General features: G+C 72.4%; 23 protein-coding genes and 1 riboswitch. Of the genes, 9 read left to right on the forward strand and 14 right to left on the reverse strand.

All coding sequences use genetic code 11. From position 1 onward, the window contains the following. Window positions 1–7: 7 nt before the first annotated feature. Both ACWCQS_RS22430 and ACWCQS_RS22435 read right to left on the reverse strand, forming a co-directional pair. On the reverse strand, window positions 8–913 hold the full coding sequence (locus ACWCQS_RS22430; protein ID WP_451006062.1) for a universal stress protein: 906 nt from the start codon (window positions 911–913) through the stop codon (window positions 8–10). Between the two features lie 881 nt (window positions 914–1,794). Continuing rightward, window positions 1,795–2,478, reverse strand: a complete 684-nt coding sequence (locus ACWCQS_RS22435) for a response regulator (RefSeq protein WP_451006063.1) — start codon at window positions 2,476–2,478, stop codon at window positions 1,795–1,797. Between the two features lie 541 nt (window positions 2,479–3,019). Here ACWCQS_RS22435 and ACWCQS_RS22440 point away from each other — a divergent pair. Further along, a complete protein-coding gene (locus ACWCQS_RS22440; protein WP_451006064.1) occupies window positions 3,020–4,192 on the forward strand; it encodes a site-2 protease family protein in 1,173 nt (390 codons plus the stop codon). Between the two features lie 244 nt (window positions 4,193–4,436). Further along, window positions 4,437–5,432, forward strand: a complete 996-nt coding sequence (locus tag ACWCQS_RS22445; protein ID WP_451006065.1) for a hypothetical protein — start codon at window positions 4,437–4,439, stop codon at window positions 5,430–5,432. A gap of 53 nt (window positions 5,433–5,485) precedes the next feature. Here ACWCQS_RS22445 and ACWCQS_RS22450 read toward each other — a convergent pair whose 3' ends face one another. The 4 genes from ACWCQS_RS22450 to ACWCQS_RS22465 form a co-directional block, all read right to left on the reverse strand. Continuing rightward, a complete protein-coding gene (locus tag ACWCQS_RS22450) occupies window positions 5,486–6,340 on the reverse strand; it encodes a GNAT family N-acetyltransferase (protein ID WP_451006066.1) in 855 nt (284 codons plus the stop codon). A gap of 144 nt (window positions 6,341–6,484) precedes the next feature. Then, window positions 6,485–7,291, reverse strand: coding sequence for an esterase/lipase family protein (locus ACWCQS_RS22455; protein ID WP_451006067.1), 807 nt, complete (start codon window positions 7,289–7,291; stop codon window positions 6,485–6,487). 69 nt (window positions 7,292–7,360) lie between these two features. Beyond that, the gene (locus ACWCQS_RS22460; RefSeq protein WP_451006068.1) at window positions 7,361–7,936 is read right to left on the reverse strand and encodes an AAA family ATPase; all 576 of its coding nucleotides are present in this window, start codon (window positions 7,934–7,936) and stop codon (window positions 7,361–7,363) included. A gap of 47 nt (window positions 7,937–7,983) precedes the next feature. Then, on the reverse strand, window positions 7,984–8,319 hold the full coding sequence (locus ACWCQS_RS22465) for a hypothetical protein (protein ID WP_451006069.1): 336 nt from the start codon (window positions 8,317–8,319) through the stop codon (window positions 7,984–7,986). A 449-nt stretch (window positions 8,320–8,768) separates the two neighbouring features. On the opposite strand from ACWCQS_RS22465, the gene ACWCQS_RS22470 reads away from it, so the two are divergent. Then, window positions 8,769–8,987 (forward strand): protoglobin domain-containing protein, encoded by a 219-nt coding sequence (locus ACWCQS_RS22470; protein WP_451006070.1) that lies wholly within the window; start codon window positions 8,769–8,771, stop codon window positions 8,985–8,987. A 93-nt stretch (window positions 8,988–9,080) separates the two neighbouring features. Here ACWCQS_RS22470 and ACWCQS_RS22475 read toward each other — a convergent pair whose 3' ends face one another. Next, on the reverse strand, window positions 9,081–10,211 hold the full coding sequence (locus ACWCQS_RS22475; RefSeq protein ID WP_451006071.1) for a cation diffusion facilitator family transporter: 1,131 nt from the start codon (window positions 10,209–10,211) through the stop codon (window positions 9,081–9,083). A gap of 70 nt (window positions 10,212–10,281) precedes the next feature. On the opposite strand from ACWCQS_RS22475, the gene ACWCQS_RS22480 reads away from it, so the two are divergent. Next, window positions 10,282–10,638 carry a metalloregulator ArsR/SmtB family transcription factor gene (locus tag ACWCQS_RS22480; protein ID WP_451006072.1) on the forward strand — a complete coding sequence of 119 codons (357 nt, stop codon included), beginning with the start codon at window positions 10,282–10,284 and terminating at the stop codon, window positions 10,636–10,638. 78 nt (window positions 10,639–10,716) lie between these two features. On the opposite strand, the gene ACWCQS_RS22485 is transcribed toward ACWCQS_RS22480, so the two are convergent. The 3 genes from ACWCQS_RS22485 to ACWCQS_RS22495 all read right to left on the reverse strand — a co-directional run bounded on the left by ACWCQS_RS22485 (window position 10,717) and on the right by ACWCQS_RS22495 (window position 13,716). Continuing rightward, window positions 10,717–11,544: a ZIP family metal transporter gene (locus ACWCQS_RS22485; RefSeq protein ID WP_451006073.1), complete on the reverse strand. Its 828-nt coding sequence runs from the start codon at window positions 11,542–11,544 to the stop codon at window positions 10,717–10,719. Between the two features lie 280 nt (window positions 11,545–11,824). After that, the gene (locus tag ACWCQS_RS22490; protein WP_451006074.1) at window positions 11,825–12,304 is read right to left on the reverse strand and encodes an inorganic diphosphatase; all 480 of its coding nucleotides are present in this window, start codon (window positions 12,302–12,304) and stop codon (window positions 11,825–11,827) included. Between the two features lie 30 nt (window positions 12,305–12,334). Continuing rightward, window positions 12,335–12,400, reverse strand: a riboswitch (Fluoride riboswitch). Between the two features lie 62 nt (window positions 12,401–12,462). Next, on the reverse strand, window positions 12,463–13,716 hold the full coding sequence (locus tag ACWCQS_RS22495) for an MFS transporter (RefSeq protein WP_451006075.1): 1,254 nt from the start codon (window positions 13,714–13,716) through the stop codon (window positions 12,463–12,465). Between the two features lie 172 nt (window positions 13,717–13,888). Here ACWCQS_RS22495 and ACWCQS_RS22500 point away from each other — a divergent pair, with 172 nt between their 5' ends. Beyond that, window positions 13,889–14,704, forward strand: coding sequence for an alpha/beta fold hydrolase (locus tag ACWCQS_RS22500; protein WP_451006076.1), 816 nt, complete (start codon window positions 13,889–13,891; stop codon window positions 14,702–14,704). Between the two features lie 111 nt (window positions 14,705–14,815). Further along, the gene (locus ACWCQS_RS22505; RefSeq protein WP_451006077.1) at window positions 14,816–15,457 is read left to right on the forward strand and encodes a GNAT family N-acetyltransferase; all 642 of its coding nucleotides are present in this window, start codon (window positions 14,816–14,818) and stop codon (window positions 15,455–15,457) included. Here the strand turns inward: ACWCQS_RS22505 and ACWCQS_RS22510 are convergent. Beyond that, window positions 15,436–15,870, reverse strand: a complete 435-nt coding sequence (locus ACWCQS_RS22510) for a hypothetical protein (protein ID WP_451006078.1) — start codon at window positions 15,868–15,870, stop codon at window positions 15,436–15,438. The two genes, ACWCQS_RS22505 and ACWCQS_RS22510, sit on opposite strands and share 22 nt — an antisense overlap. Window positions 15,871–16,032: 162 nt before the next feature. Here ACWCQS_RS22510 and ACWCQS_RS22515 point away from each other — a divergent pair, with 162 nt between their 5' ends. The 3 genes from ACWCQS_RS22515 to ACWCQS_RS22525 all read left to right on the forward strand — a co-directional run bounded on the left by ACWCQS_RS22515 (window position 16,033) and on the right by ACWCQS_RS22525 (window position 17,383). Continuing rightward, window positions 16,033–16,521: a MarR family winged helix-turn-helix transcriptional regulator gene (locus tag ACWCQS_RS22515; protein ID WP_451006079.1), complete on the forward strand. Its 489-nt coding sequence runs from the start codon at window positions 16,033–16,035 to the stop codon at window positions 16,519–16,521. Further along, window positions 16,518–16,973 carry a MarR family transcriptional regulator gene (locus ACWCQS_RS22520; protein ID WP_451006080.1) on the forward strand — a complete coding sequence of 152 codons (456 nt, stop codon included), beginning with the start codon at window positions 16,518–16,520 and terminating at the stop codon, window positions 16,971–16,973. The genes ACWCQS_RS22515 and ACWCQS_RS22520 overlap by 4 nt, the downstream gene beginning before the upstream one ends. A 62-nt stretch (window positions 16,974–17,035) precedes the next feature. Further along, complete coding sequence (locus tag ACWCQS_RS22525) at window positions 17,036–17,383, forward strand: tetratricopeptide repeat protein (protein ID WP_388633565.1); 348 nt, start codon at window positions 17,036–17,038, stop codon at window positions 17,381–17,383. A 65-nt stretch (window positions 17,384–17,448) separates the two neighbouring features. Here ACWCQS_RS22525 and ACWCQS_RS22530 read toward each other — a convergent pair whose 3' ends face one another. From ACWCQS_RS22530 to ACWCQS_RS22540, 3 genes are read right to left on the reverse strand one after another with little or no spacing between them, the layout of a single operon-like run. Beyond that, the gene (locus ACWCQS_RS22530) at window positions 17,449–18,024 is read right to left on the reverse strand and encodes a GNAT family N-acetyltransferase (RefSeq protein WP_451006081.1); all 576 of its coding nucleotides are present in this window, start codon (window positions 18,022–18,024) and stop codon (window positions 17,449–17,451) included. Window positions 18,025–18,038: 14 nt separating this feature from the next. Then, entirely contained in the window at window positions 18,039–18,947 is a 909-nt protein-coding gene (locus ACWCQS_RS22535; RefSeq protein WP_451006082.1) for a M48 family metalloprotease, read from the reverse strand. A 6-nt stretch (window positions 18,948–18,953) separates the two neighbouring features. Beyond that, window positions 18,954–19,376 carry a BlaI/MecI/CopY family transcriptional regulator gene (locus ACWCQS_RS22540; protein ID WP_451006083.1) on the reverse strand — a complete coding sequence of 141 codons (423 nt, stop codon included), beginning with the start codon at window positions 19,374–19,376 and terminating at the stop codon, window positions 18,954–18,956. Between the last annotated feature and the right edge of the window lie 42 nt (window positions 19,377–19,418).

Consider the following 19,418-nt stretch of genomic DNA (forward strand, 5'->3'; position numbering starts at 1 on the left):
GAGTGGGTCAGTCGTGCGGGACGACGGCGACGGGGGCAGTGGCGTGGTGCAGGACGGCATGGGTGACGGGCCCGATGTGGGCACCGGCGGGAGCCCGGCGGACACGCCGGCCGACGACCACCAGCGAGGCCTCGCGGGAGGCGTCGATCAGGACGTTGGACGGGCTGCCGAAGCGCGACTGCGCGACGACCTCGACGTCCGGGTACTTCTGCCGCCAGGGGGCCAGCACCTCGGTCAGGGCGCCGGCGTCGCTGTCCGCCAGCAACTGCTGGACTCCGGGGTCGGGGGCCATGCCGTAGGCGTAGTACGGCGTCGGGTTCCAGCCGTGCACGACGCGCAGCGGCGCGTTCTGGCGGACGGCGGCGTCGAGGGCGAACCGGATCACGGTGTCGTCGGGGCAGCCGAGGTCGATTCCGAGGACGACCGGGCGGACGGAGGTGGCGGCGGACGGGCCACCGGCCGGGTCCGTCTCGTGCTCGTCCGCGGTCTGCCGGCCGGCCCGGACCAGGACGACGGGCCGCTCGGCGTGCGCCACGACGGCGAGTCCGACCGAGCCGACCAGGAAACCCGCGATCCCGCCCAGGCCGCGCGAGCCGAGGACCAGCAGTTCGGCGTCCTTCGCCGCGCCGACCAGGGCCTCGGCGGGCGAACCGCTGAGCTGCTCCGTGCTCACCTCGACACCGGGGTGGCGCAGCCGCAGGCCCTCGGCGGACTCCCGGGGAATCCGCTCGCTCCAGTGCTGGTAGGTCTCGCCGCCCAGGAACGGGGCGTGCGCCGTCGGGGCCGGTGCCGGCTCCCGGACCTGGACGAGTTTCACGGGCAGTCCACGCAGCTCCGCCTCGCGGGCCGCCCACTCCGCGGCGGCGCGGCTCTCGGGCGAGCCGTCGAGACCCACGGTGATGGTGCGGGGCATGATCTCCACCTCCTGAATCGGGGAACCCGATTCCAGCGTCGTGTTCAGGGTTGCGCGGGCAGGGGCCACTGCCCCTCGTCCCTCACTCACTCTCGTCCGTCGCGCGGCGTCCCGCCCGATGCCGAAGGTCTCCATCGGATGGGCTGAACGTCCCTGCCCGGCGGACCGGTTGGGGCGGGAGCCGGACTCAGCCACCGCACCCTGCTCAGCCCGCAGTGAGGTCCGGGCGGATCAGGGTGCCCCGACGAAAGGTCATGGATGGTGTCGGTCTCGTTGGCGGGCTCTGCGAAGGCCGGGTCGTCGGCCCGGACGACGGTGTGGGTGTGTCAGAGCGGGGCCTTCAGACCCTGGCCCGAGGGCCGGTCGGCCCTCTTCCCGGCAACCCGTCGCGGTCCGACTCTCGTAGGCAGGAACCGCCGCAGTCTCCCGGGACACGACGTCAACCAGGCTGCGGTGCCATGTCCTTGCGACTCCGAAGAGGTGGGGCGGTCCTTCCCGCGGTGCCCCACGAGTGGCAAGGACGTCCGCGCGGGTCTCGTGTCGGGGGAGGCACGACGCTCGCACGACGGCCGTCGCCCTCGTGGGCACGCGGGCGACGGCCGTTGTCGTCGGTCGAACTCGTCGGCCGGCCTGGCTGTTCGCGCGACGACGAGGCGCGCGCCGCCAACTCGGCCATGTAGCGCAGACCGCTGCGGCGGCCCTCGGGAGGCATTCCCACTCCCGGCCCACCGAGAGGACGGCCTCCAGCAGGCTGTGCACCCGGTCCCGAGTGCCGCGGGCCGCGTCCAGGCGCGCCTGCAACTCCGCCAGTGGATATGCGAGGTGGGACGGCCGGGAACAGGGGGGACCGGGCGCCTCCGGCAGGCGCCGGCCCCCGGACTTCAGGATCGTTCCGGCCGCTGCCGGTCGTGGACCTGAGTGGCCATGACGGCGGCCTGGATGCGCCGTTCGACGCCGAGCTTGGCGAGCAGACGGGAGATGTGGTTCTTCACCGTCTTCTCGGCAAGGTAGAGCCGCCGGCCGATCTGGCGGTTGGTCAGCCCCTCCCCGATCAGGGTCAGGATCTCCCGCTCACGTTCCGTCAGGCCCCGCAGTTCGTCCGGCTCCTCCTGCTGCTGCTCACCGCCGCGCAGCCGGGCCATCAACCTGGTGGTGGCGCTCGGATCGAGCAGAGACTGGCCGCCGGCGACGGTGCGCACGGCGGACACGAGGTCCGAGCCCTGGATTTGCTTCAGGACGTAGCCGGACGCGCCCGCCATGATGGAGTCGAGCAGGGCCTCCTCGTCGTCGAAGGAGGTCAGCATCAGGCAGGCCAACTCGGGCATCCGGGAGCGCAGTTCCCGGCACACGGTCACGCCGTCACCGTCGGGCAGGCGTACGTCGAGCACGGCCACCTGCGGGCGCAGCGCGGGGACGCGCACCAGGGCCTGTTCCACCGTGCCGGCCTCGCCGATCACACTGATGTCCGGCTCGTCGTTCAGCAGGTCGCGCACACCGCGCCGCACCACCTCGTGGTCGTCCAGCAGGAAGACCCGGATCGTGCTGTCCTGCTCGCCGTCCGCCATCGAAAACTCCTTGTTCCGCGTGCCGCAGCGATGTCCGCCGGCGGACAGGACCGACCCTGCCCACCGAGATCTTTCTGGTTTCCGGGCCCACGGAACAGGGCCGGTCGGCCCTGATTTCACCGTGACCTGACAGACTCACCGGGCAGGGGACGCCCGGCGCCGCCGTCGGGACACCCGCAACCCTGTGCGCCGCCGGCTTGCGTTGCCCGCTCTGCAGCGCTCGGCGCGCCGGATCCTGCCCGCGCCAAGTCGCCCGGCCAGGCACCGCCCACTGTCCGCCCGGTCAACCACGTCCTGGACGACGACGGTGTCGGGGTCCACGGTCAGGATCCGGATCGATCATGTCGCGCGGTCGGCCCGCGGTGGGGCACATGACGAGCTGACCATGGCCACGGCGTGCTGCACACTCTGATGGACGACCGGGAGACGTGGAACAACGCCAGGTGAGGCGTTCCGTTCGCAGGGGTGCCGATGGACCATGGAGGGGGCGAACCACGGCCGTGGGGCCATACGCGTCGCTCCCTCGGTGGTGAGATTGGCGATGAAGGGTTCGATCAGGATCGGAAGTGTGCGGGGCGTGACGGTGCGCGCGCACTGGAGCGTGCCGTTGATCATGCTGTTCTTCGCGTACGGTCTGGCCGACCGGACGCTGCCCTCGTACGTGCCCGGTCTGGCCCCTCTCGCGTACGCGACGGCCGGGGTCGCCGGCGCTCTCCTGTTGCTCGCCGGCCTGGTGATGCATGAGGCTGCGCACGCGCTCGTGGCCCGCCGGGCCGGTGTGCCGGTGCAGGACATGACGCTGTGGGCACTGGGCGGAGTGACCCGGATGGACCGGCCGGCCACGGCGCGGACGGCGTTCGCGGTCGCCGTCAGCGGGCCGCTCGCCAGCCTGCTGCTCGGCGGGGCCGCCGTCGGCGCCGCGGCAGGGGTCCACGCGACGCTCGACTGGCGACTCCCCGTCGCCGTACTGGGCTGGCTCGGCGGTATCAACCTGCTGCTGGGCGTCTTCAACCTGCTGCCTGCCGCTCCGCTCGACGGAGGCCGCGTGCTCCAGGCCGCGCTCTGGTGGCGTACCGGCGACCGCGAACGGGCCCAGCGCGCGGCCGGGCGCACCGGACAGATCATCGGCATGGCGCTGGCCCTGGTGGGGTGGCTCGCGTTCGCCAGGGGTATGACAGGCGGACTGTGGCTGATGGTCGTCGCGCTGTTCGTGGCGGGCGCCGCCGCGGCCGAACGCCGGTGGGCGCAGCTGGCCCTGGCCCTGCGCGGGGTGCGGGTCGCCGATGCGATGACCAGCCCGGTGGACACCGGCCCCGACTGGCTGACCGTGGACCGTTTCCTTTCCGACGTGGCCGCCCGGACACGGCATTCGGTGCTGCCGCTGCTGGACTTCGAAGGCCGGCCCAGCGGGGTCGTAGAGCTGCGCCGACTGGCCCTCGGTCCGTCCGGCGAGCAGCAGGCGCATCCCGTACGGGACTTCGCGACACCTGTCTCCCAGTGCACGATCGCCGCGCCCGACGAGCAACTCACCGCGGTCCTGGCACGGCTCGGCACCGGCGGCGGGCTGCCGGTCCTGGTCATGGACAGCTCTCGCCTCGACGGCATCATCACCGCACACGACATCCAGCGGCTCTACCAGCGCAACACGGCACGCAAGAGCGACGGGACGGCGGCGCCGGGAGGAGGAGCGGGCCGCCAGGGGATCGCCACATAGCGGACCGAGCCCCGGATGGCTCAGTGCACCGACACTGACATACGGCACGCGGTCCACCGCGTTCCCGCAGCGCAGCAGCGCCCGGAGCGGGGCCTCGGCGCCAAGTCAGGGCGCCCGCCCGCACTTGCGCCCACTCCCGTACGCCGGAGCGGAGGATGCGGGAGTGGCCGGTTCGGGGCACGGTGGGGGCGGGGCCGGCTTCCGGCCGATTCCTCCCGAGCACCGAGCATCCGAAGGAACCTTGATGTCCGTAGCCACAGATTTGCTCGTTCCGGCGCTGCGCGAGGTCCGTGAGACCAAGGCGGCGCTCGCCGACCGCTTCAAGGCCCACCTCGCCGTCACGCCCCCCGGTGAACACCGGGATGTCCTGGAGCGCCGCCTCGGCGACGCCCGCGGCCACGTCTACCGCATCGACGAACGGCTGGATACGTTGCAGCCCCGCGGGCTGATGCAGAGCGTCCTCGGGGGCGCCTGGCAGCTCACCGGGCATGCGGCCCGGCTGCCTCTCGGCATGGCGATGTCGGTTCCGGCCGCCGTCTTCCGCGGCCGGGGAACGGCCACCCAGCTGCGGCTGCTGAAGAACGCCGAGGATGAGTACGCGGTCACCGCGCTGGCCCTGGCCGTCTGCCGGGCCGCCGAACGCATCGCCCAGGAGTCCGGGGACGCCGTCACCACCGAGCTGCTCGGCTCCATCCGCCATGACGACGAAGAGGCGCTGGAGGAGCTCGCCGACGCTCTCGAACAGCACGCCGAAGCCGCGGTGGCGGCCAGCGAGACCACGGACGGAGCGGGTGTCGGCGGTGCTGCCCTGGCGGTGCGCGAGTGGAGCAGCTGGCTGCGGGAGACGGCTGAGCGCATGCCGGGTGCGGACCGGCTCCAGGGCGCCCCGCGGGGAGCCCTCATCAGCGAGGACGAGCTGCCGATCCCCGACTACCGCAGGCTCAGCACCAGGATGATCATCGACCGGCTGCCGCACCTCACGCAGACGGACCTGGCCATGGTCGGCGCCTACGAGCGTTCCCACGCGGGCCGCCCGGCTGTCCTGAGCCGGATCGCCACCCTGCTCGGGCCGGTGCCCTGGCCCGGTTACGACGGCATGACCGCGGAGGAGGTCGTCAAGCGGCTCAATGACGCCGAACCCAGGCACTGCCGGCGGGTGCTGGAGTACGAGCGGCGCCATCAGGCACGTTCCACCGTTCTCAAGGCCGCGGAGAAGGCCGTCGAGCGAGTGCCCGCCTGACCGGTGCGGCTCCCGCCGTCATACCGGACGGCGCCGCGGTCACATCGCCGGAATCACGCGGTCGGCCGCGGGCTCGAAGGGTGCTGCCGCCGGTAGGTCCACAACCGGTCGACAAGGGTGAAGCCGAAGGAGCCGAAGAGCCGGGCGGCGGCCTCGCTCTCCGGGGGACGGGCCGGGACGTCGTCGATGACGAGGGCGACCTCGCAGGCACCCTGTTCGGCCAGCAGGGCCAGGGCCTGGCCGAGCAGCTTGCGGCCGAGGCCCCGGCCACGGTGGGTGTGACGGGTCTCGATCCAGTACACGGTCGCGGTGCGGCCGGGTCCGGCACCGACCACCGCCTCCGCGACCGGCTCGGCCCCGTCGCGGACGATCAGCCGGTGCCCGGGCGGGACTTCGCAGGGAAAGACGTCGGCGACCAGCTTGGCGGGCGACGGCTCGCCCGGTAGCGCGCAGTACAGGTAGGCACCCTGGCAACGGCCGGTGAATCCGGCCTCCACCAGAGCGTCATGGGTTGCGGCCCGGCGGGCGCGGGGCAGGCCACCCGGCCCCAGGGGACCCGGCGGGGCGCCGACGAACGCGTCGATCTTCGGGCAGTGGGCGAGTTCGGCGCATGCATGCCCCAGGAGGGCCCGCAGCACGGGTGGATCCTCGCGGCCGTAAGCCCAGCAGATCACGCCCGTGCGGACATCCGTCCAGGACGCGTACGCGACGACGCCGCGGGGGCGCTCCTCGGCGTCGGCCAGGACGCCGATCCCGGGCCGGGCCGACATGGCCCAGCCGGCCAGGGCGAACGGACCGCGCCGCGCGGCGGCCAACTGCTCCGGAGTGCAACGCTGCTGCCCGGGCAGCCGGTCCGCATCGATCAGCTCTTGCACCCCTGGCTCGTCCTCGGGGCGATACGGACGCATGGTCGCGCTACTGTCGGGGCTGGGTGAAGAGGCCATGGTGTCGGTCCGCACAGGTGCTGACGTTCTTACCGGCTACGTTCGTTCCTACCCCCCTACGTCTCAGCGTCCTCCGATTCGTCGCCGATGTCACGGGCAGCGCCGATGTCACGAGCGGTGCGCAGCCGATCCGGGGGCCACGGCCTGGCCGGCGGCGGTCAGCAGGGAGCGCAGTTGATCGATGACCGGCTGGTGCAGAGGCAGGGTCAGATGTCCGACACCCGGTACGAGTACGTTGCGGGCCTTGAGGTGGGGATGGTCGATACGGCCCCTGGCAGCCGGTACGACGGCCTCGTCCAGGTCGCTGTAGAAGGCCACGAACCGGGTACGGCATCCGGTGGCGGGCTCGGCGAGCTCGGTCAGCACATCGCTGCCCGGCCGCAGCTGGCGCAGCAGCGGATGGGGCGGAGCCAGCAGGGCCGTCGCCGTCCCGGCGTGCGGGGTCGCCAGTGTGACGAGCAGGGGCACATGGCGGTCCCCGCCGAGGCGCTGTACGTAGTAGCGGGCGATCAGGCCACCCAGGCTGTATCCGATCAGGATCACAGGTCCGGCCGCACCGCCGGCATGGACCATCTCCACCTGCTCACCCAGAACCCGGGCCGCCGTGCGGATGTCCGGGCTGAGCGCGTTGTAGCTGACCGTGACGAAGGGGCCCGCACCGCAGCCGTCCAGGCCACGCCGCAGAGAGGAGGTGACCCACTCCCGGTCGGCAAGACCGTGGATCAGCAGCACCGGGATCGTCGCGTCGGCCGCCCCTGGCCTGCTCTGCGCCGACCCCGCGGGCTGGGGGTGACCGATCCATCCGGTCAGCTGCCCCACGCCCTCCACGGCGATGTCGACCGGCAGCCTGACCAGGCGTACCGCCGCCCGGCCGACCTCGGCACCGAGACCGCGCACCGGTGACAGGCCCGGCACCGACAGTTGCGTACTGAAGGGAGTGCCCGTACCCACTCACCTCCCGACTCACGCCCCGAGGTGCTCTATCTATTCCCCGTGTTCCCCCAAAACGCTGCACGCGTCCCTCTGATTCCCTCCCGCCACCCTGGCCGCGCCGTCGATGCCGGTCCGGAGGGTGGTGTCGTGGAGCAGGTCCCGACCTCGTCCCCGTACGTCGAAGCCGCCCCGCCCGTCGAAACGTACCTCCCGGACCTCGTCGAATCCGTCCGCCGGTGACGGCTTGCGCAGTCGCTTCAGCGTGGCGAGAACGCCGACATCCGGGACCCGCTCACGGCCCGCACGTGCGGCGTTGCGGCGCAGCGAGCCGGCCACGTCCGGCGGAAACCAGTAGGCCGTGACCGTCGCCCCGTGCGTGCGGGCCAGCTCCACCAGCGGTCCCCATTCCTGTGGCGAGGGGTTGGTGTTGTCCACCGCCACCGGCCGCCCCGCCGCCAGATGCTCCGCCACGAGCCGCATCTGCCGCTGCTGCTTGTTCTTGGCGCCCCGCGGAAACAGGTCCTTGCTGACCAGCGCGTACCGGCTGGACAGGCACCGCGCGTAGAAGGTGGACTTTCCGGAAGCCTGCAGCCCGACCAGCACGGCCACATCTGCGTCGCTCGCCATGACCCCCACGATGACATGTGAGACCAGCGCCCGACAGCCCACGTGTCTCAGGCGCCGGTGGTGGGGGTCAGGCGCGGAATCGACAGGTACCGGCAGAAGCCGCGGCGGTCGTACCAGTAGGCATGCCCCAGCGGATACGGCACCGCGCTGTCCGGGCGGTTGGCCGAGTAGCCCGCCGAGATCGCGATCAGTGCGCGGATCCGTCCCGGCCGAGCACACCGATCTGTCCGCTGCGGGGGCGGTCGGGGGAACGGAACCGGGTCGGGACGAAGCCGCGCAGGTATGGCCGGTACACCCGGCAGCCAGCCGGTGCAGGCGCGGAGCACCGCCTCGCAGCAGTGGATGTCGTCCGGCCGGCCGTGCACGGCCACCACGGCCTGCATCCGCAGCCGGGTGGCCGCAGGCCCGGCGCCTGAAACGCTCCCGCCGGATCGGTTCCGGCCTGGGCCGGGCACCGGGGTCTGGGATCTGTGCAAACGCGCTTTACAAAGGCGCTCACGGTGTTCCGGGTGCCGCCGGGGTACGCGTCGTGGGTCCGAGCCGAACCGCCCTGGCGGACTCGTACGAGGGGAGCGGACCGCCATGCACCGTCCGGCCGGCGATCGGCGCCTGCCGGACGGACAGCTGCGGAAACGGCCGCCGACGGGGCGGATGCCGTTGCGTCTGCCGCGATCGTGGCGGACGGAGGTCCGGCGTCCGGGCTGGGAAATGGCGATCGGAGCGCTGTGCGTGTCGGCCTCGGCCGTCCTGCTCGATCTGGCGCACACCACGCCCGGAACGGCTTCGTTCTACCGGTGCGTCCTGGCGCTGCCCGCGCTGGTGGTGCCGGCCGGTGCGGAGCATCGGCGTGCGGGTGCCCCGCCGCGCCACATCCCCCCTGCGCCATCTGCTGGCCTTCACCGCCCCGGTCGTCCTCAGTACCAAGCCGTTCCTTCAAGGGCACGGCCACAGTCAGGACGAGGCCGAGCGCATGTACGCCGCATGGACGAAGGCGGTCGTCCTGCACGTCACCCTGTGGGCTCGCGCCTACACCGGACCCGATGACCGGTGACACGCGACGGTGATCGCGGGGCCCCCACCGGCAGGTGTGGAAAACGGCGGGAGGGGAGGACAGGGAGAAGTGACCGCGCCGGCCCTGTCGGCGTCATCGGGTGGCGTGGTGGACGAGAGCCGCGTGGGGGTCACCGGAGTCGGGAGTGGGGTGCGGATCGGTGTGTACGGTGGCGGCGGTCAGCCGGGGCACCGCGTGGATCAGGGCGTGTTCGGCTTCGACGGCGATGGCGTGGGCCCGGGCGACGCTCAGCTGCGGGTCGACGACGATGTCGGTCTCGGCGCGCAGGGAGTGGCCGATCCAGCGCATCCGCACCGAGCCGACATGCTCGACGCCCTCGACGGTGCGCAGGGCCCGCTCGGCGCTGTCGACCAGCGCGGGGTCGACGGAGTCCATCAGGCGCCGGTACACCTCGCGGGTGGCGTCCTTGACCACCATGAGGATCGCACCGGTGATCAGCAGTCCGACAACCGGGTCGGCCCAGTGCCGGCCGAGGGCGGCGCCGCCTGCGCCGAGGAGGACGGCCAGGGAGGTGAAGCCGTCGGTGCGGGCGTGCAGGCCGTCGGCGACCAGCGCGGCGGAGCCGATCCTGCGGCCGGTGCGGATGCGGTAGCGGGCCACCCACTCGTTGCCGACGAAGCCGACCACGGCGGCGACGGCGACGGCCCCCAGGTGGCTGACGTCGCGAGGGTGCAGCAGTCGGTCGACGGCCTCGTAGGCGGCCAGCGCGGAGGAGGCGGTGATGGTCAGCACGATGGCGATGCCGGCCAGGTCCTCGGCGCGGCCGTACCCGTAGGTGTAGCGGCGATTGGCCGCCCGCCGCCCCAGGACGAACGCGATGCCGAGAGGTACGGCAGTGAGCGCATCGGCCGCGTTGTGGATGGTGTCGCCCAGCAGCGCGATCGACCCGGACACCGCCACGATCATCGCCTGGACCACGGTGGTCGCCCCGAGGATGGCGAGCGACAGCCACAGCGTGCGCATCCCCTCGCGGGAGGTCTCCATCGCGGAGTCGACCTTGTCCAGGGCCTCGTGGCTGTGCGGCGTGACCAGGTGAGCGAGCTGGTGCCGGGCCTTCGACCACCATCCGGCTCCGTGCGGGTGGTCAGGGTCGTGCCCGTGCCCGTGATCGTGGCCGCTGTGGTGGTGCCCGTGATCGTGGTGGGCGTCGGCGTACGCGTGCCGGTGCCCGTGCGGCTCGTGGGTGTGGGTCTGCTCGTTCAAGGTGCGCCTTTCGCGACGGCGGGCTGGTCGTGGCTGGACGCCGGTGCTGCTGCTCCCCCATTATGTGCACATGAACGCACGCATGCATCTATCAGGTGCGCACCCCTCGCAACAAGTGGACGAGGGCGAACGGCTCGCGGTCGCGGTGGAGGTCCTCGGCCTGCTCGCCGACCGCACCCGTCTGGCTCTGCTGCGGCGGCTCGGCGAGGGGGAGGCCGACGTCACGACACTCACCGGGACGACCGATACCACACGGACATCGGTCAGCCAGCACCTGGCCCGGCTGCGCCTGGCCGGGCTCGTGACCACGCGGAAGGAGGGGCGCCGGGTCGTGTACGCGCTGCGGCACGGACATCTGCGCCGCCTGGTCGACGAAGCGCTGAACGTCGCCGACCACCAGATCGGCCACCTGCCGCCGCACGACTGACGACCCGGCAGGAAAACGGCGTCCCGGACACCCGGAACGCCGTTGAAGTGGGCAGGTCCCCGCCGTGCATGGGAACGGTCAGGCTCCGGCGGCGGTCACCACCGCGTCCGTGGCGAAGCCGAGGAGCAGGCCGAGCAGGATGCACCAGGTGGTGAGCGTCTTGAGGTTGGCCTTGCGGGCTACGGCCAGCAGCTCGATGACGACATAGAGGATGGAGCCGGCGGCCAGGCCCAGGAACGCGATGGAGAGGGTGTCGTTGACGAGGTGCTGGCCGACGAGGGTGCCGAGGAAGGTGGGGCCGCCGCCGATGAGCCCCAGCCAGAAGAGGGTGGCCCAGGAGGGGCGTTCACCCTCGGCGGCGAGCGGGGCGACGATGCCGAAGCCCTCGGTGGCGTTGTGCAGGCCGAAGCCGACGATGAGCAGCACGGCGAGGGAGAGTTCGCCCTTGGCGGCGGAGTTGCCGATGGCCAGGCCCTCGGCGAAGTTGTGCAGGCCGATGCCGGTCGCGATCATCAGGGCGAGGGAGGCCGCCTGGCTGCGCGTCTTCGGCGCCAGCTCCGTCGCCACGGCGGCGCCGGGACCGGCGGGACGCCTGGCGGCCGCCCGGCGGCGGGCGATCCAGGCGTCGTAGTACACCAGCCCGGCGAGCCCGGCGGCGAGTCCGGCGGCGAGGACGAGTCCGCCGGAGGCGACCGTCGCCCAGTGGTGGTCGCTCAGCGCTTCGTCGACCGGTTCCCAGGCGTGGGTGAGGACGTCCCAGACCAGGAAGACGAGGATGCCGATGGCCACGGCGTTCAGCCCGGCCCTCAGGCGGGGCGTCGGTGTGCGCAGCCGGCCGAGCGGGAGGCCGAGGTAGATGGTGAGGCCCGCGATGGCGCCGAGCAGGGCGATGTTGGCGCTGGACATGGGGAAAACTCCGGGTCGTGCTCTGATGGCGGCCGGGTGGGGGCGGGCTGCCTGGGGACGACGTCAGCATAGGTTAGGTGAGCCTTACCTAAGGGTTTCCTGTGCAGCGCTTGGGTGAATCTTGACTGATCCGTTGCCGGTCGGTGTCCCCCGACAACGAGCCGGTGCCGGTCTGCGGCGGTCTAACCGGTATGCCGGGATGGGCCGCGGTGGCTGAATTCCGTAGGCGCGGCCGCGCGGGTTCGGCGAGCCGTTGCCCGGTGGTCGTTCGAATGATCCGTCAATCCAGGCAGCCCGTGAGCCGCTCGTAGGCATGATGGGCGTCGCTGATCAGGTGCTCGGCCTCGGCGCGGGTGCCGCAGCCTGTGACCTCGCCGACGGCCTGGTGCTGCAGGCGTGCCAGAACGGCGGCCCAGGCGTCGCCTTCGGCGTGCCAGCGGGGCAGGTCGTCGGTGTCGACGAGGTCGATGAAGGAAGGGTCCTCGGCCACGCACAGCAGCACCGGGGCGGCGGGTGCGGCCGGTGCACCGGTGCGGTGCAGGACGCCCAGCGGCCAGGCGGGCACGGTGGTGCCGGCCAGGGCGGGTTCGGGCATCAGCACCAGGGCGTCCAGGGGCAACCCGTCGTCGTCCAGGGTGTCGGGGATGCGTCCGTGTCCGACCGGCCAGCCCGTCGACGTGAGGCGGCCGGAGGCGCCGTCGTCGGACGTGCGGATGGTGGAGGAAGCGGTGGCGTCGATGTCGACGGTGATCCGGGGCATGGCCCTGACCTCCTCAGACGTGAGCGTGGTCAGCGGGGAGAGGCCATCAGCACCGCGTCGGTGCGGTTGGCGGCGAGCCCGATCGCCGGATACCAGCAGTCTCCTGCCGGACGGCCGGGGCGGCAACCAGCCACGTGGCTGGGCCGGCGTCGGCAGGTCTACTCCGGGGGTCCGGATGCGGTTCGTACCCTGGTGACCAGCAGCAACACCACGGCCAGCACCTGGATGACGACGACCACCGTGATGAGCACGGGGATGGAGTAGCCGTACAGGCCGCCCGTCAACGCGCCGCCGGCCAGGCTCGCCGCGCCGACCACGCCTGCGAACAGGCCGTACGCGGTCGCGCGCCGTCCGCTGGGCACCAGGTCCGCGACCATGGCCCGCAGGGTGGACTCCTGGATGCCCATGGCGGCGCCCCACACCAGCGACCCGACCACCGCGACGGCGACCGTGTCGGTGAACGCCAGGGCCACCACACCCGCCGTGAGGACGGGCAGGGCGATCAGCACGCGCGGGCCGTGCCGGTCGTACAGCCAGCCCGTGGCCAGGGCGGCGACGGCGTCCACGGCCATCGCCGCCGCGTACAGCACCGGCACCCACGCGGCGGACAGCAGATGGCGCTGGACCAGGTGGTAGGAGAGCACGCCGAAGGTGGCGAAGCCGGTCGTGGTGGCCGCCGTGAACCCGGCGTAGGTCCAGAACGCCCTCGGCAGCCGCCCGTCCCGGCCGTCCCGCCCGTCCCGCCCGCCCGGTGTCGTGGGTGCGGCGGCGGTCACCTCGCGTTCGTAGGCTTCCGGGTCCGGCACCCGGGCCCGCAGCCAGAACAGAAGCAGCAGTACGGCGATGCCGGGGAGGGCGAGCACGCCGAGCGCGGGCCCGTAGTCGTTCCCGGTCAGCGCTAGCACGCCCGCCACCAGCAGCGGGCCGACGAGGGCGCCGATCTGGTCCAGCGCCTCGTGGACGGCGAAGCCGCGACCCCGCCCGGTGGCGGCGGTGGCATGCGAGAGCAGCGTGTCCTTCGCGGGCGAGCGCACCGCCTTGCCGACCCGCTCGGCGATCACCAGCGCGCACGCCGCCCACAGCACCCCGACGACGCCGAGCAGCGGCACCGAGGCGACCGTCAGGGCGTACCCGGCGATCGCCAGGCCCCAGAAGCGGCGAGTGCGGTCGGCCAGCGGGCCGGAGACCAGCCGCAACCCCAGTGCCGCCGCCTCACCGGCGCCGGTGACCACGCCGACGACGAGGGCGGACGCACCCAGCGAGGCGAGCAGCGGGCCGGTGATCGAACGGGCGCCCTCGTACACAAAGTCCGCGAGCAGGCTGACCGTGCCGAACCAGACCACGAACCGCCACGGCCCCATCCGCGCCGACGGGCGGTCCGCCTCCCGCTCTTCGAACACCGGCTGATTCATGCCCACAGCGCCTCCGACCTCGCCCCATCCTCCCCGGTCGAAGCATCTCGTGCGAGAACGTTTCGCACAGCCGGTTCACGTGTTCGTCACCGATGACGATCGTCACGCGCACAAGGCCCACCAGGACGGCGTGTTGACCTTGCCCCCAGGGGCAAGGATTACGCTGCCTGACATGAACGCCGTAGCCCTGCGTGGCGCCACCATCCACTACGACGACCTCGGGCCCTCGGCCGGACTGCCGGTCCTTCTGATCCACGGGCACCCCTTCAACCGCACCCTGTGGGCGCCCCAGGCCAAGGCACTGGCCGAAGCCGGATACCGGGTCATCACACCCGATCTGCGCGGGTACGGCCGCAGCAGCGTGACCCCCGGGAAGGTCTTCCTCTCCGACTTCGCCGACGACCTCGCCGCGCTCCTCGACCATCTGGGCATCGGGCGGGCGGTGGTCGGCGGCGTGTCCATGGGCGGTCAGATCACCATGGAGTTCCGGCGCCGTCACCCGCAGCGGGTGCACGCCCTGGTCCTGTCCGACGCCTCCGCACCTGCCGAGACCGGCGAGGGCAAGGAGTTCCGCAACCGGCTGGCCGACCGGCTCCTCGCCGAGGGAATGGCCGGCTACGCAGGTGAGGTGATCGACAAGATGCTCGCCCCGTACAACGTCACCGCGATGCCCGATGTCGCGGAACGAGTCCTGGGCATGATGCGCGCCACCGACCCCCGTGGCGCGGCGGCGGCACTGCGTGGACGGGCCGAACGCCCCGACTACCGGGACACGTTGGCCGCCGTGCGGGAGCCGGTGCTGATCGTCGTCGGCGCGGACGACGTCTACACGCCCGTCGCGGACGCCGAGGCGATCCACCGTCTCGTCCCCCACGCGACCATGGAAGTCATCGAGAAGGCAGGGCACCTGCCCGGCACGGAGCAGCCCGAGGCCTTCAACGCCGCTCTGCTGGACTTCCTCGCCACGCAGGTGGCCGACCATCACTGAGCCGCACCCGTCGCCACATGACGTGCGGAAATCCACGCGACACGAGTACGACGGCACTGGAACGCTTGCACCCCGATGCGGACGGTCTGCACAGGCATGGAGTGGTGATCGGTGAGTTTCGCGCTTGACGGCCCGGTTCTCGATGGAGCCCTTGTGCGCCTGGAGCCCTTGGCGCACCGCCATGCCGCCGACCTGGCCGCGTCGGCCGAGGAGGACCGGAGCGCCTATGGGTTCACCTGGGTGCCGCGGGCGGACGAGGTCGAGGGGTACATCGACATGCAGCTCGCCCGTGCCGCCGCCCGGAAGCTGGCACCGTACGCACAGGTGGAGAAGTCGTCGGGACGGGCCGTGGGGGCCACCGCCTACTGGGATCCGCGGCCCTGGCCGAGCGGTGACGGTCTCTGTGCGATCGAGGTCGGCTTCACCTGGCTGGCGGCCTCGGCCCAGGGCACGGGACTGAACACCGAGGCCAAGTTCCTGTTGTTCCGGCACGCTTTCGAGAACTGGGGCGTCGCGCGCGTCGACCTGAAGACGGACGCGCGCAACGCCCGTTCCCGGGCGGCGATCGAGGGCGTGGGGGCCCGGTTCGAGGGAGTGCTGAGGAACTGGTCCCGGTCGTGGGTACCGGGTGAGGACGGCCTGCTCCGTGACTCTGCGATCTTCTCGATCACCGCGACGGAGTGGCCCGACCGCCGCTCGAAGCTGGAACAGCGACTGGCGCACAGGCGCGGTCATCCCTCGATGAACTGGTAGTCGCTCAGGATACGGCCGTCGGGGCCGAGCACGAGGATCTCCAGCCCGACGGCCGCGACCTCACCGCCGTCCCGGGACACCATCTCCCACTGGAACTTGACGACATCACGGAGCCGGTCGGTGTTGCCGCGCGACCGGAAGACAAAGGTGCCCGGCGCCACGAACTCCTCGTAGGCGCGCGTCACACGGAAGTCCAGTGCGCTGTGCCCGCGCGCCTCCAGAACGAGTCGGTCGAAGCCGAGTCCTTCGGCGGCCTGCAGCAACTCCTTGGGGGACTGCAGCATATGCACCCCGTCGGCGGACCACAGTTCGCGGATCGCGGCGCGGCGGCGCTCGGCGTCGGGTTCGTTCCACACGGCGACGTAGCGGTCGGTCAGCTGGTGGATGTCCATGTCGATGGCGATGTCAGGCACGATCGTTCCCCTCGGTCGGGCATGGTCGGCGTACGACGACGACCATGCTGCGCCGGGTGCCGTACGACAATTCCCCGCAGGGAATCGCCGATCGGCCGGACAGCCCCTGGCAGCCGTCCCGAATAGTAGCCATGTACATAGTAGCCATGTACTGTATCTGCCATGAGCAAGGCTTCCGAAGGAGCCACGCCCGGTTTCCTGGTGTGGCGGCTGTCCATGAAGTGGCGGGTCGCGGTGGATCGCGCCGTGGCCCCGCTGGGGCTGACCCACGCGCAGTACGCACTGGTGGCGTCGCTGTACGGCATGCACCGCGCCGGTCTGCGGCCCAGCCAGCGGCGCCTCGCGGATCACACCGGCCTGGAGGCGCTGTACGTCTCCAAGCTGGCCCGCGGCCTGGAGTCGGCCGGCCTCCTGGAGCGCACCCGGCACCCCGGCGATCCGCGCGCCGTACAGCTCGAACTCACCGAGCAGGGACGCGAGGTCACCCGCAAGGCGATCGATGTCGTCGAGGGGCTGCTGCGGCAGCTGCTGGCGCCGCTCGGCGGCCTCGACAGCCCGCGCGCACGGGAGTTCAGCCGGGAGCTGAAGATCCTGCTCGACGCACCGCTTGACCCGTTCGGCACCACCGATCCCGAGACGGAGCAGTCATGACCACCACCGCACCCCTGGTCGACCCGCGCACCATCGCCCTCGCCCACTACGCCGCTCGAGCCGTCCTGGAGCGCGTGCTGGCCTCCTACGGCACCACCTTCCAGCAGAACGTCACCCTGCGGCTCGCCGCCGTCGCGGACCGGCCGGTCGAGCGCGCCGCGCTGGTCGACGGCGTGACCGACGCGTTGAAGGTCGACGCGGCGGACGCGCTCGAGACGATCGACGAGCTGATCGCCGCCGGGCTGCTCGTCGCGGCGGAGGCGTCCCGGGTGGAAATCTCCGAGAGCGGTCGGGAGTTGTACGCCAGGACCTCGGCCGAGACGGCACCGGTGTCGGCCCGGATCTACGCCGGCATCTCCGAGGAGGACCGCGCCGTGACCGGCCGGGTGCTGACCCTGATCACCGAGCGCGCCAACGCCGAGCTGGCCGCCCTGGAGACCCGACGGGGTTAGTGGAATATTGAACAAATGAGTTCCGTTGTGGCCGTCGAAGGAGGTCACGAGTGGAGACGCAAGTGGAGACCACGTACTACGACCACGGCACACCGGCCGAGCGCTGGGAGCGCGCGCAGCAGTTCTTCGACGCCGAGGACTACGCGGGCGCGGCGCGGGTGCTGACCGGGCTGGTCGAGGAGGTGCCGGAGCAGACCGGACCCCGGCTGCTGCTGGCCCGTGCCTACTACCACTCGGCCCAACTGCGCCGCGCGGAAGCCGAGTTGCGGATCGTCGTCGAGCGTGACCCGGTGGAGCACTACGCCCGGCTGATGCTGGGCCGGACGCTCCAGCGGCAGGCCCGGCACGAGGAGGCGGAGCGGCATCTGCGGATCGCCTCGGCGCTCGCGGGCGACTTCCCGCAGGACTGAGCCGCGGCGGTGAGCCGCGGCACGAGGGCCCGGTTCCCGGCAGGGAGCCGGGCCCTCGGCCTGCCTCAGGAAGACGGCCGTACCGTGTGTGTCACCACCCAGTGGCTCTTGCCCAGGCGTCGGGTACGGGTGAAGCCCCGGCTCTCGAACAGGGCGAGGGTGCCGTTGTGCAGGAAGGACGCGGACACCCGGGTGCCCTCGGTGTCCTGCGGGTAGCTCTCCACCCTGCCGCCGCCGAGCCGGGCGATCTCGCGCAGAGCGCCGTCGAGCGCGGCCGAGGCCACTCCCGTGCGGCGCCGGGCGCGGTGCACGAAGAAGCAGGTGATGCGCCAGTCGGGCGGGGTCGGGGCGGCCGCCTCGTAGGCGCGGCGGTGTTTGATCCGGGGCAGCTCGGCGGGCGGGCCGAACTGGCACCAGCCGACGCAGTCCGGGCCGTCGTACACCAGGGCCGCGTGCGCCCTGCCCTCACGGACCCGCGCCTCCTTATCCGTCCGGTTCTGCTCGGGCGTCCTGGTGCGGCCGACGCCCTCCTCGTGGAAGGCCATGCACCAGCAGCCGCCCCAGACCCCGTCGTGCTCCGCCACCAGTCGGGCGAAGTCGGGCCAGGTGTCCGCGGTCAGGGACCGTACCGAGAACGCCATCCATGTCCTCCGGGTCAGAGCAGGAACAGGGTGACGGCGGAGTTCGCCGACGACATCGCGGACACCAGCGCCCCGGCGGCGGCCGCCCAGACCGCGAGTCCGGCCGAGGTGAAGGCCGGCGGCCAGGTCCGGGCCACGGGTGCGGGTGCCAGCAACGCCGCCACCCGGCGCGGCACGGGCCCCGCGGCCGCGAGCGCGGCCAGGGTGGCCGCCGGCGTGCCGGCGGACAACAGCGCCGCCCTGCCGATGGCGCGGGCGACGGTGCGCCGGTCGCCGACCGCACGGGCCGCCTCCTCGTCCGCCCAGCGCTCGGCCGTGTAGACGACGGCGGTGCGCAGCGGCCGCAGGAACGGGTTGGCGCGCGCGGCGAGGTGCGCGGCGAGCAGATGGCGGTGGTGGCGGGCAGCCAGATGGGCGCGTTCATGGGCGAACAGGGCACGCCGCTCGGCCGGGGCGAGCCCGGCCAGCAGCGCGGTGCTGACGACGATCCGGCCCCGGCCGCCGGGGAGGGCGTAGGCGTACGGCGTGCTGTCGGGCAGGACCGCGACCGTGCGGCCGGTCAGCGGGGCGAGGGCCCGGCGGGCGCGGCGGGTGACCCGGCGGTGCCGCAGGAGGGTACGGGCGCAGCCGACGGCGATCAGGGCGAGCGCGAGGACGGCGGCCCGGCCGGCGACCTCGTCGTGCGGTACGGCGGCCCGTACCTGCGGGTCGGACCAGTTGTCCGGGAGGGGGTTGCCGGGCACCCTGGCGGTGCCGACGACCATGAGCAGGGCCAGGCAGAGCGTGCTGCACCCGGCCATGACGACCGCGACCGCCGTCAGCAGCCTGGTCGCGGTGCGCGGATGCAGACGTGTCTCGGCCAGCCGGGCGACCGGCCAGGCGGACAGCGGCAGCACCAGTGGCAGGAAGACGAAGACCCCCATGGAGGGTCAGTCTTCCGTACGGCCCTCCCCCGTGTCCGTGGACTGCTGCAGACCGGTGTCCGACGCGTCGAGCAGGGCGCGCAGCACCTGCTCGTCGCCGGGCGGCAGGGCGGTGACGAAGCTGGCGAGGACCGCCTCGCGGTCCCGTTCGCCGTCCAGCAGGCGGCGCATGCGCAGGGCGGCGAGGCGGGCCACGTCGGCGGTCGGCGTCCATGTGAAGGAGCGGCCCTGGCGTTCGCGGGCGACGACCTCCTTGGCCAGCAGCCGGGTCAGGATGGTGACGACGGTGGTGTAGGCGAGGTCGCCGCCCAGGCGCTGCTGCACCCAGGCCGCGGTGACCGGCCCGTCCGCCTCGCGCAGCGCGCCGAGGACCTGGCCCTCCAGCTCGCCCTGGCCGCGCCGCCGGGCCCGGCCGCCTTCCCGCGCCATGCCCCGTTCTCCCTCTTGAGTAGCCCTGTTCACCTTCTGGAC

The sequence above is a fragment of the Streptomyces sp. NPDC002076 genome (genome assembly GCF_053593835.1).

Bases quoted from the DNA above. Each gene is read 5' to 3' on its own strand.
- ACWCQS_RS22535 (WP_451006082.1), bottom strand. From the start codon at position 18,947: ATGGGGGTCTTCGTCTTCCTGCCACTGGTGCTGCCGCTGTCCGCCTGG.
- ACWCQS_RS22430 (WP_451006062.1), bottom strand. From the start codon at position 913: ATGCCCCGCACCATCACCGTGGGTCTCGACGGCTCGCCCGAGAGCCGC.
- ACWCQS_RS22485 (WP_451006073.1), bottom strand. From the start codon at position 11,544: ATGTCCAGCGCCAACATCGCCCTGCTCGGCGCCATCGCGGGCCTCACC.
- ACWCQS_RS22515 (WP_451006079.1), top strand. From the start codon at position 16,033: ATGAGCAAGGCTTCCGAAGGAGCCACGCCCGGTTTCCTGGTGTGGCGG.
- ACWCQS_RS22500 (WP_451006076.1), top strand. From the start codon at position 13,889: ATGAACGCCGTAGCCCTGCGTGGCGCCACCATCCACTACGACGACCTC.
- ACWCQS_RS22435 (WP_451006063.1), bottom strand. From the start codon at position 2,478: ATGGCGGACGGCGAGCAGGACAGCACGATCCGGGTCTTCCTGCTGGAC.
- ACWCQS_RS22465 (WP_451006069.1), bottom strand. From the start codon at position 8,319: ATGCAGGCCGTGGTGGCCGTGCACGGCCGGCCGGACGACATCCACTGC.
- ACWCQS_RS22495 (WP_451006075.1), bottom strand. From the start codon at position 13,716: ATGAATCAGCCGGTGTTCGAAGAGCGGGAGGCGGACCGCCCGTCGGCG.
- ACWCQS_RS22530 (WP_451006081.1), bottom strand. From the start codon at position 18,024: ATGGCGTTCTCGGTACGGTCCCTGACCGCGGACACCTGGCCCGACTTC.
- ACWCQS_RS22490 (WP_451006074.1), bottom strand. From the start codon at position 12,304: ATGCCCCGGATCACCGTCGACATCGACGCCACCGCTTCCTCCACCATC.
- ACWCQS_RS22540 (WP_451006083.1), bottom strand. From the start codon at position 19,376: ATGGCGCGGGAAGGCGGCCGGGCCCGGCGGCGCGGCCAGGGCGAGCTG.
- ACWCQS_RS22460 (WP_451006068.1), bottom strand. From the start codon at position 7,936: ATGGCGAGCGACGCAGATGTGGCCGTGCTGGTCGGGCTGCAGGCTTCC.
- ACWCQS_RS22440 (WP_451006064.1), top strand. From the start codon at position 3,020: ATGAAGGGTTCGATCAGGATCGGAAGTGTGCGGGGCGTGACGGTGCGC.
- ACWCQS_RS22520 (WP_451006080.1), top strand. From the start codon at position 16,518: ATGACCACCACCGCACCCCTGGTCGACCCGCGCACCATCGCCCTCGCC.
- ACWCQS_RS22480 (WP_451006072.1), top strand. From the start codon at position 10,282: ATGAACGCACGCATGCATCTATCAGGTGCGCACCCCTCGCAACAAGTG.
- ACWCQS_RS22450 (WP_451006066.1), bottom strand. From the start codon at position 6,340: ATGCGTCCGTATCGCCCCGAGGACGAGCCAGGGGTGCAAGAGCTGATC.
- ACWCQS_RS22445 (WP_451006065.1), top strand. From the start codon at position 4,437: ATGTCCGTAGCCACAGATTTGCTCGTTCCGGCGCTGCGCGAGGTCCGT.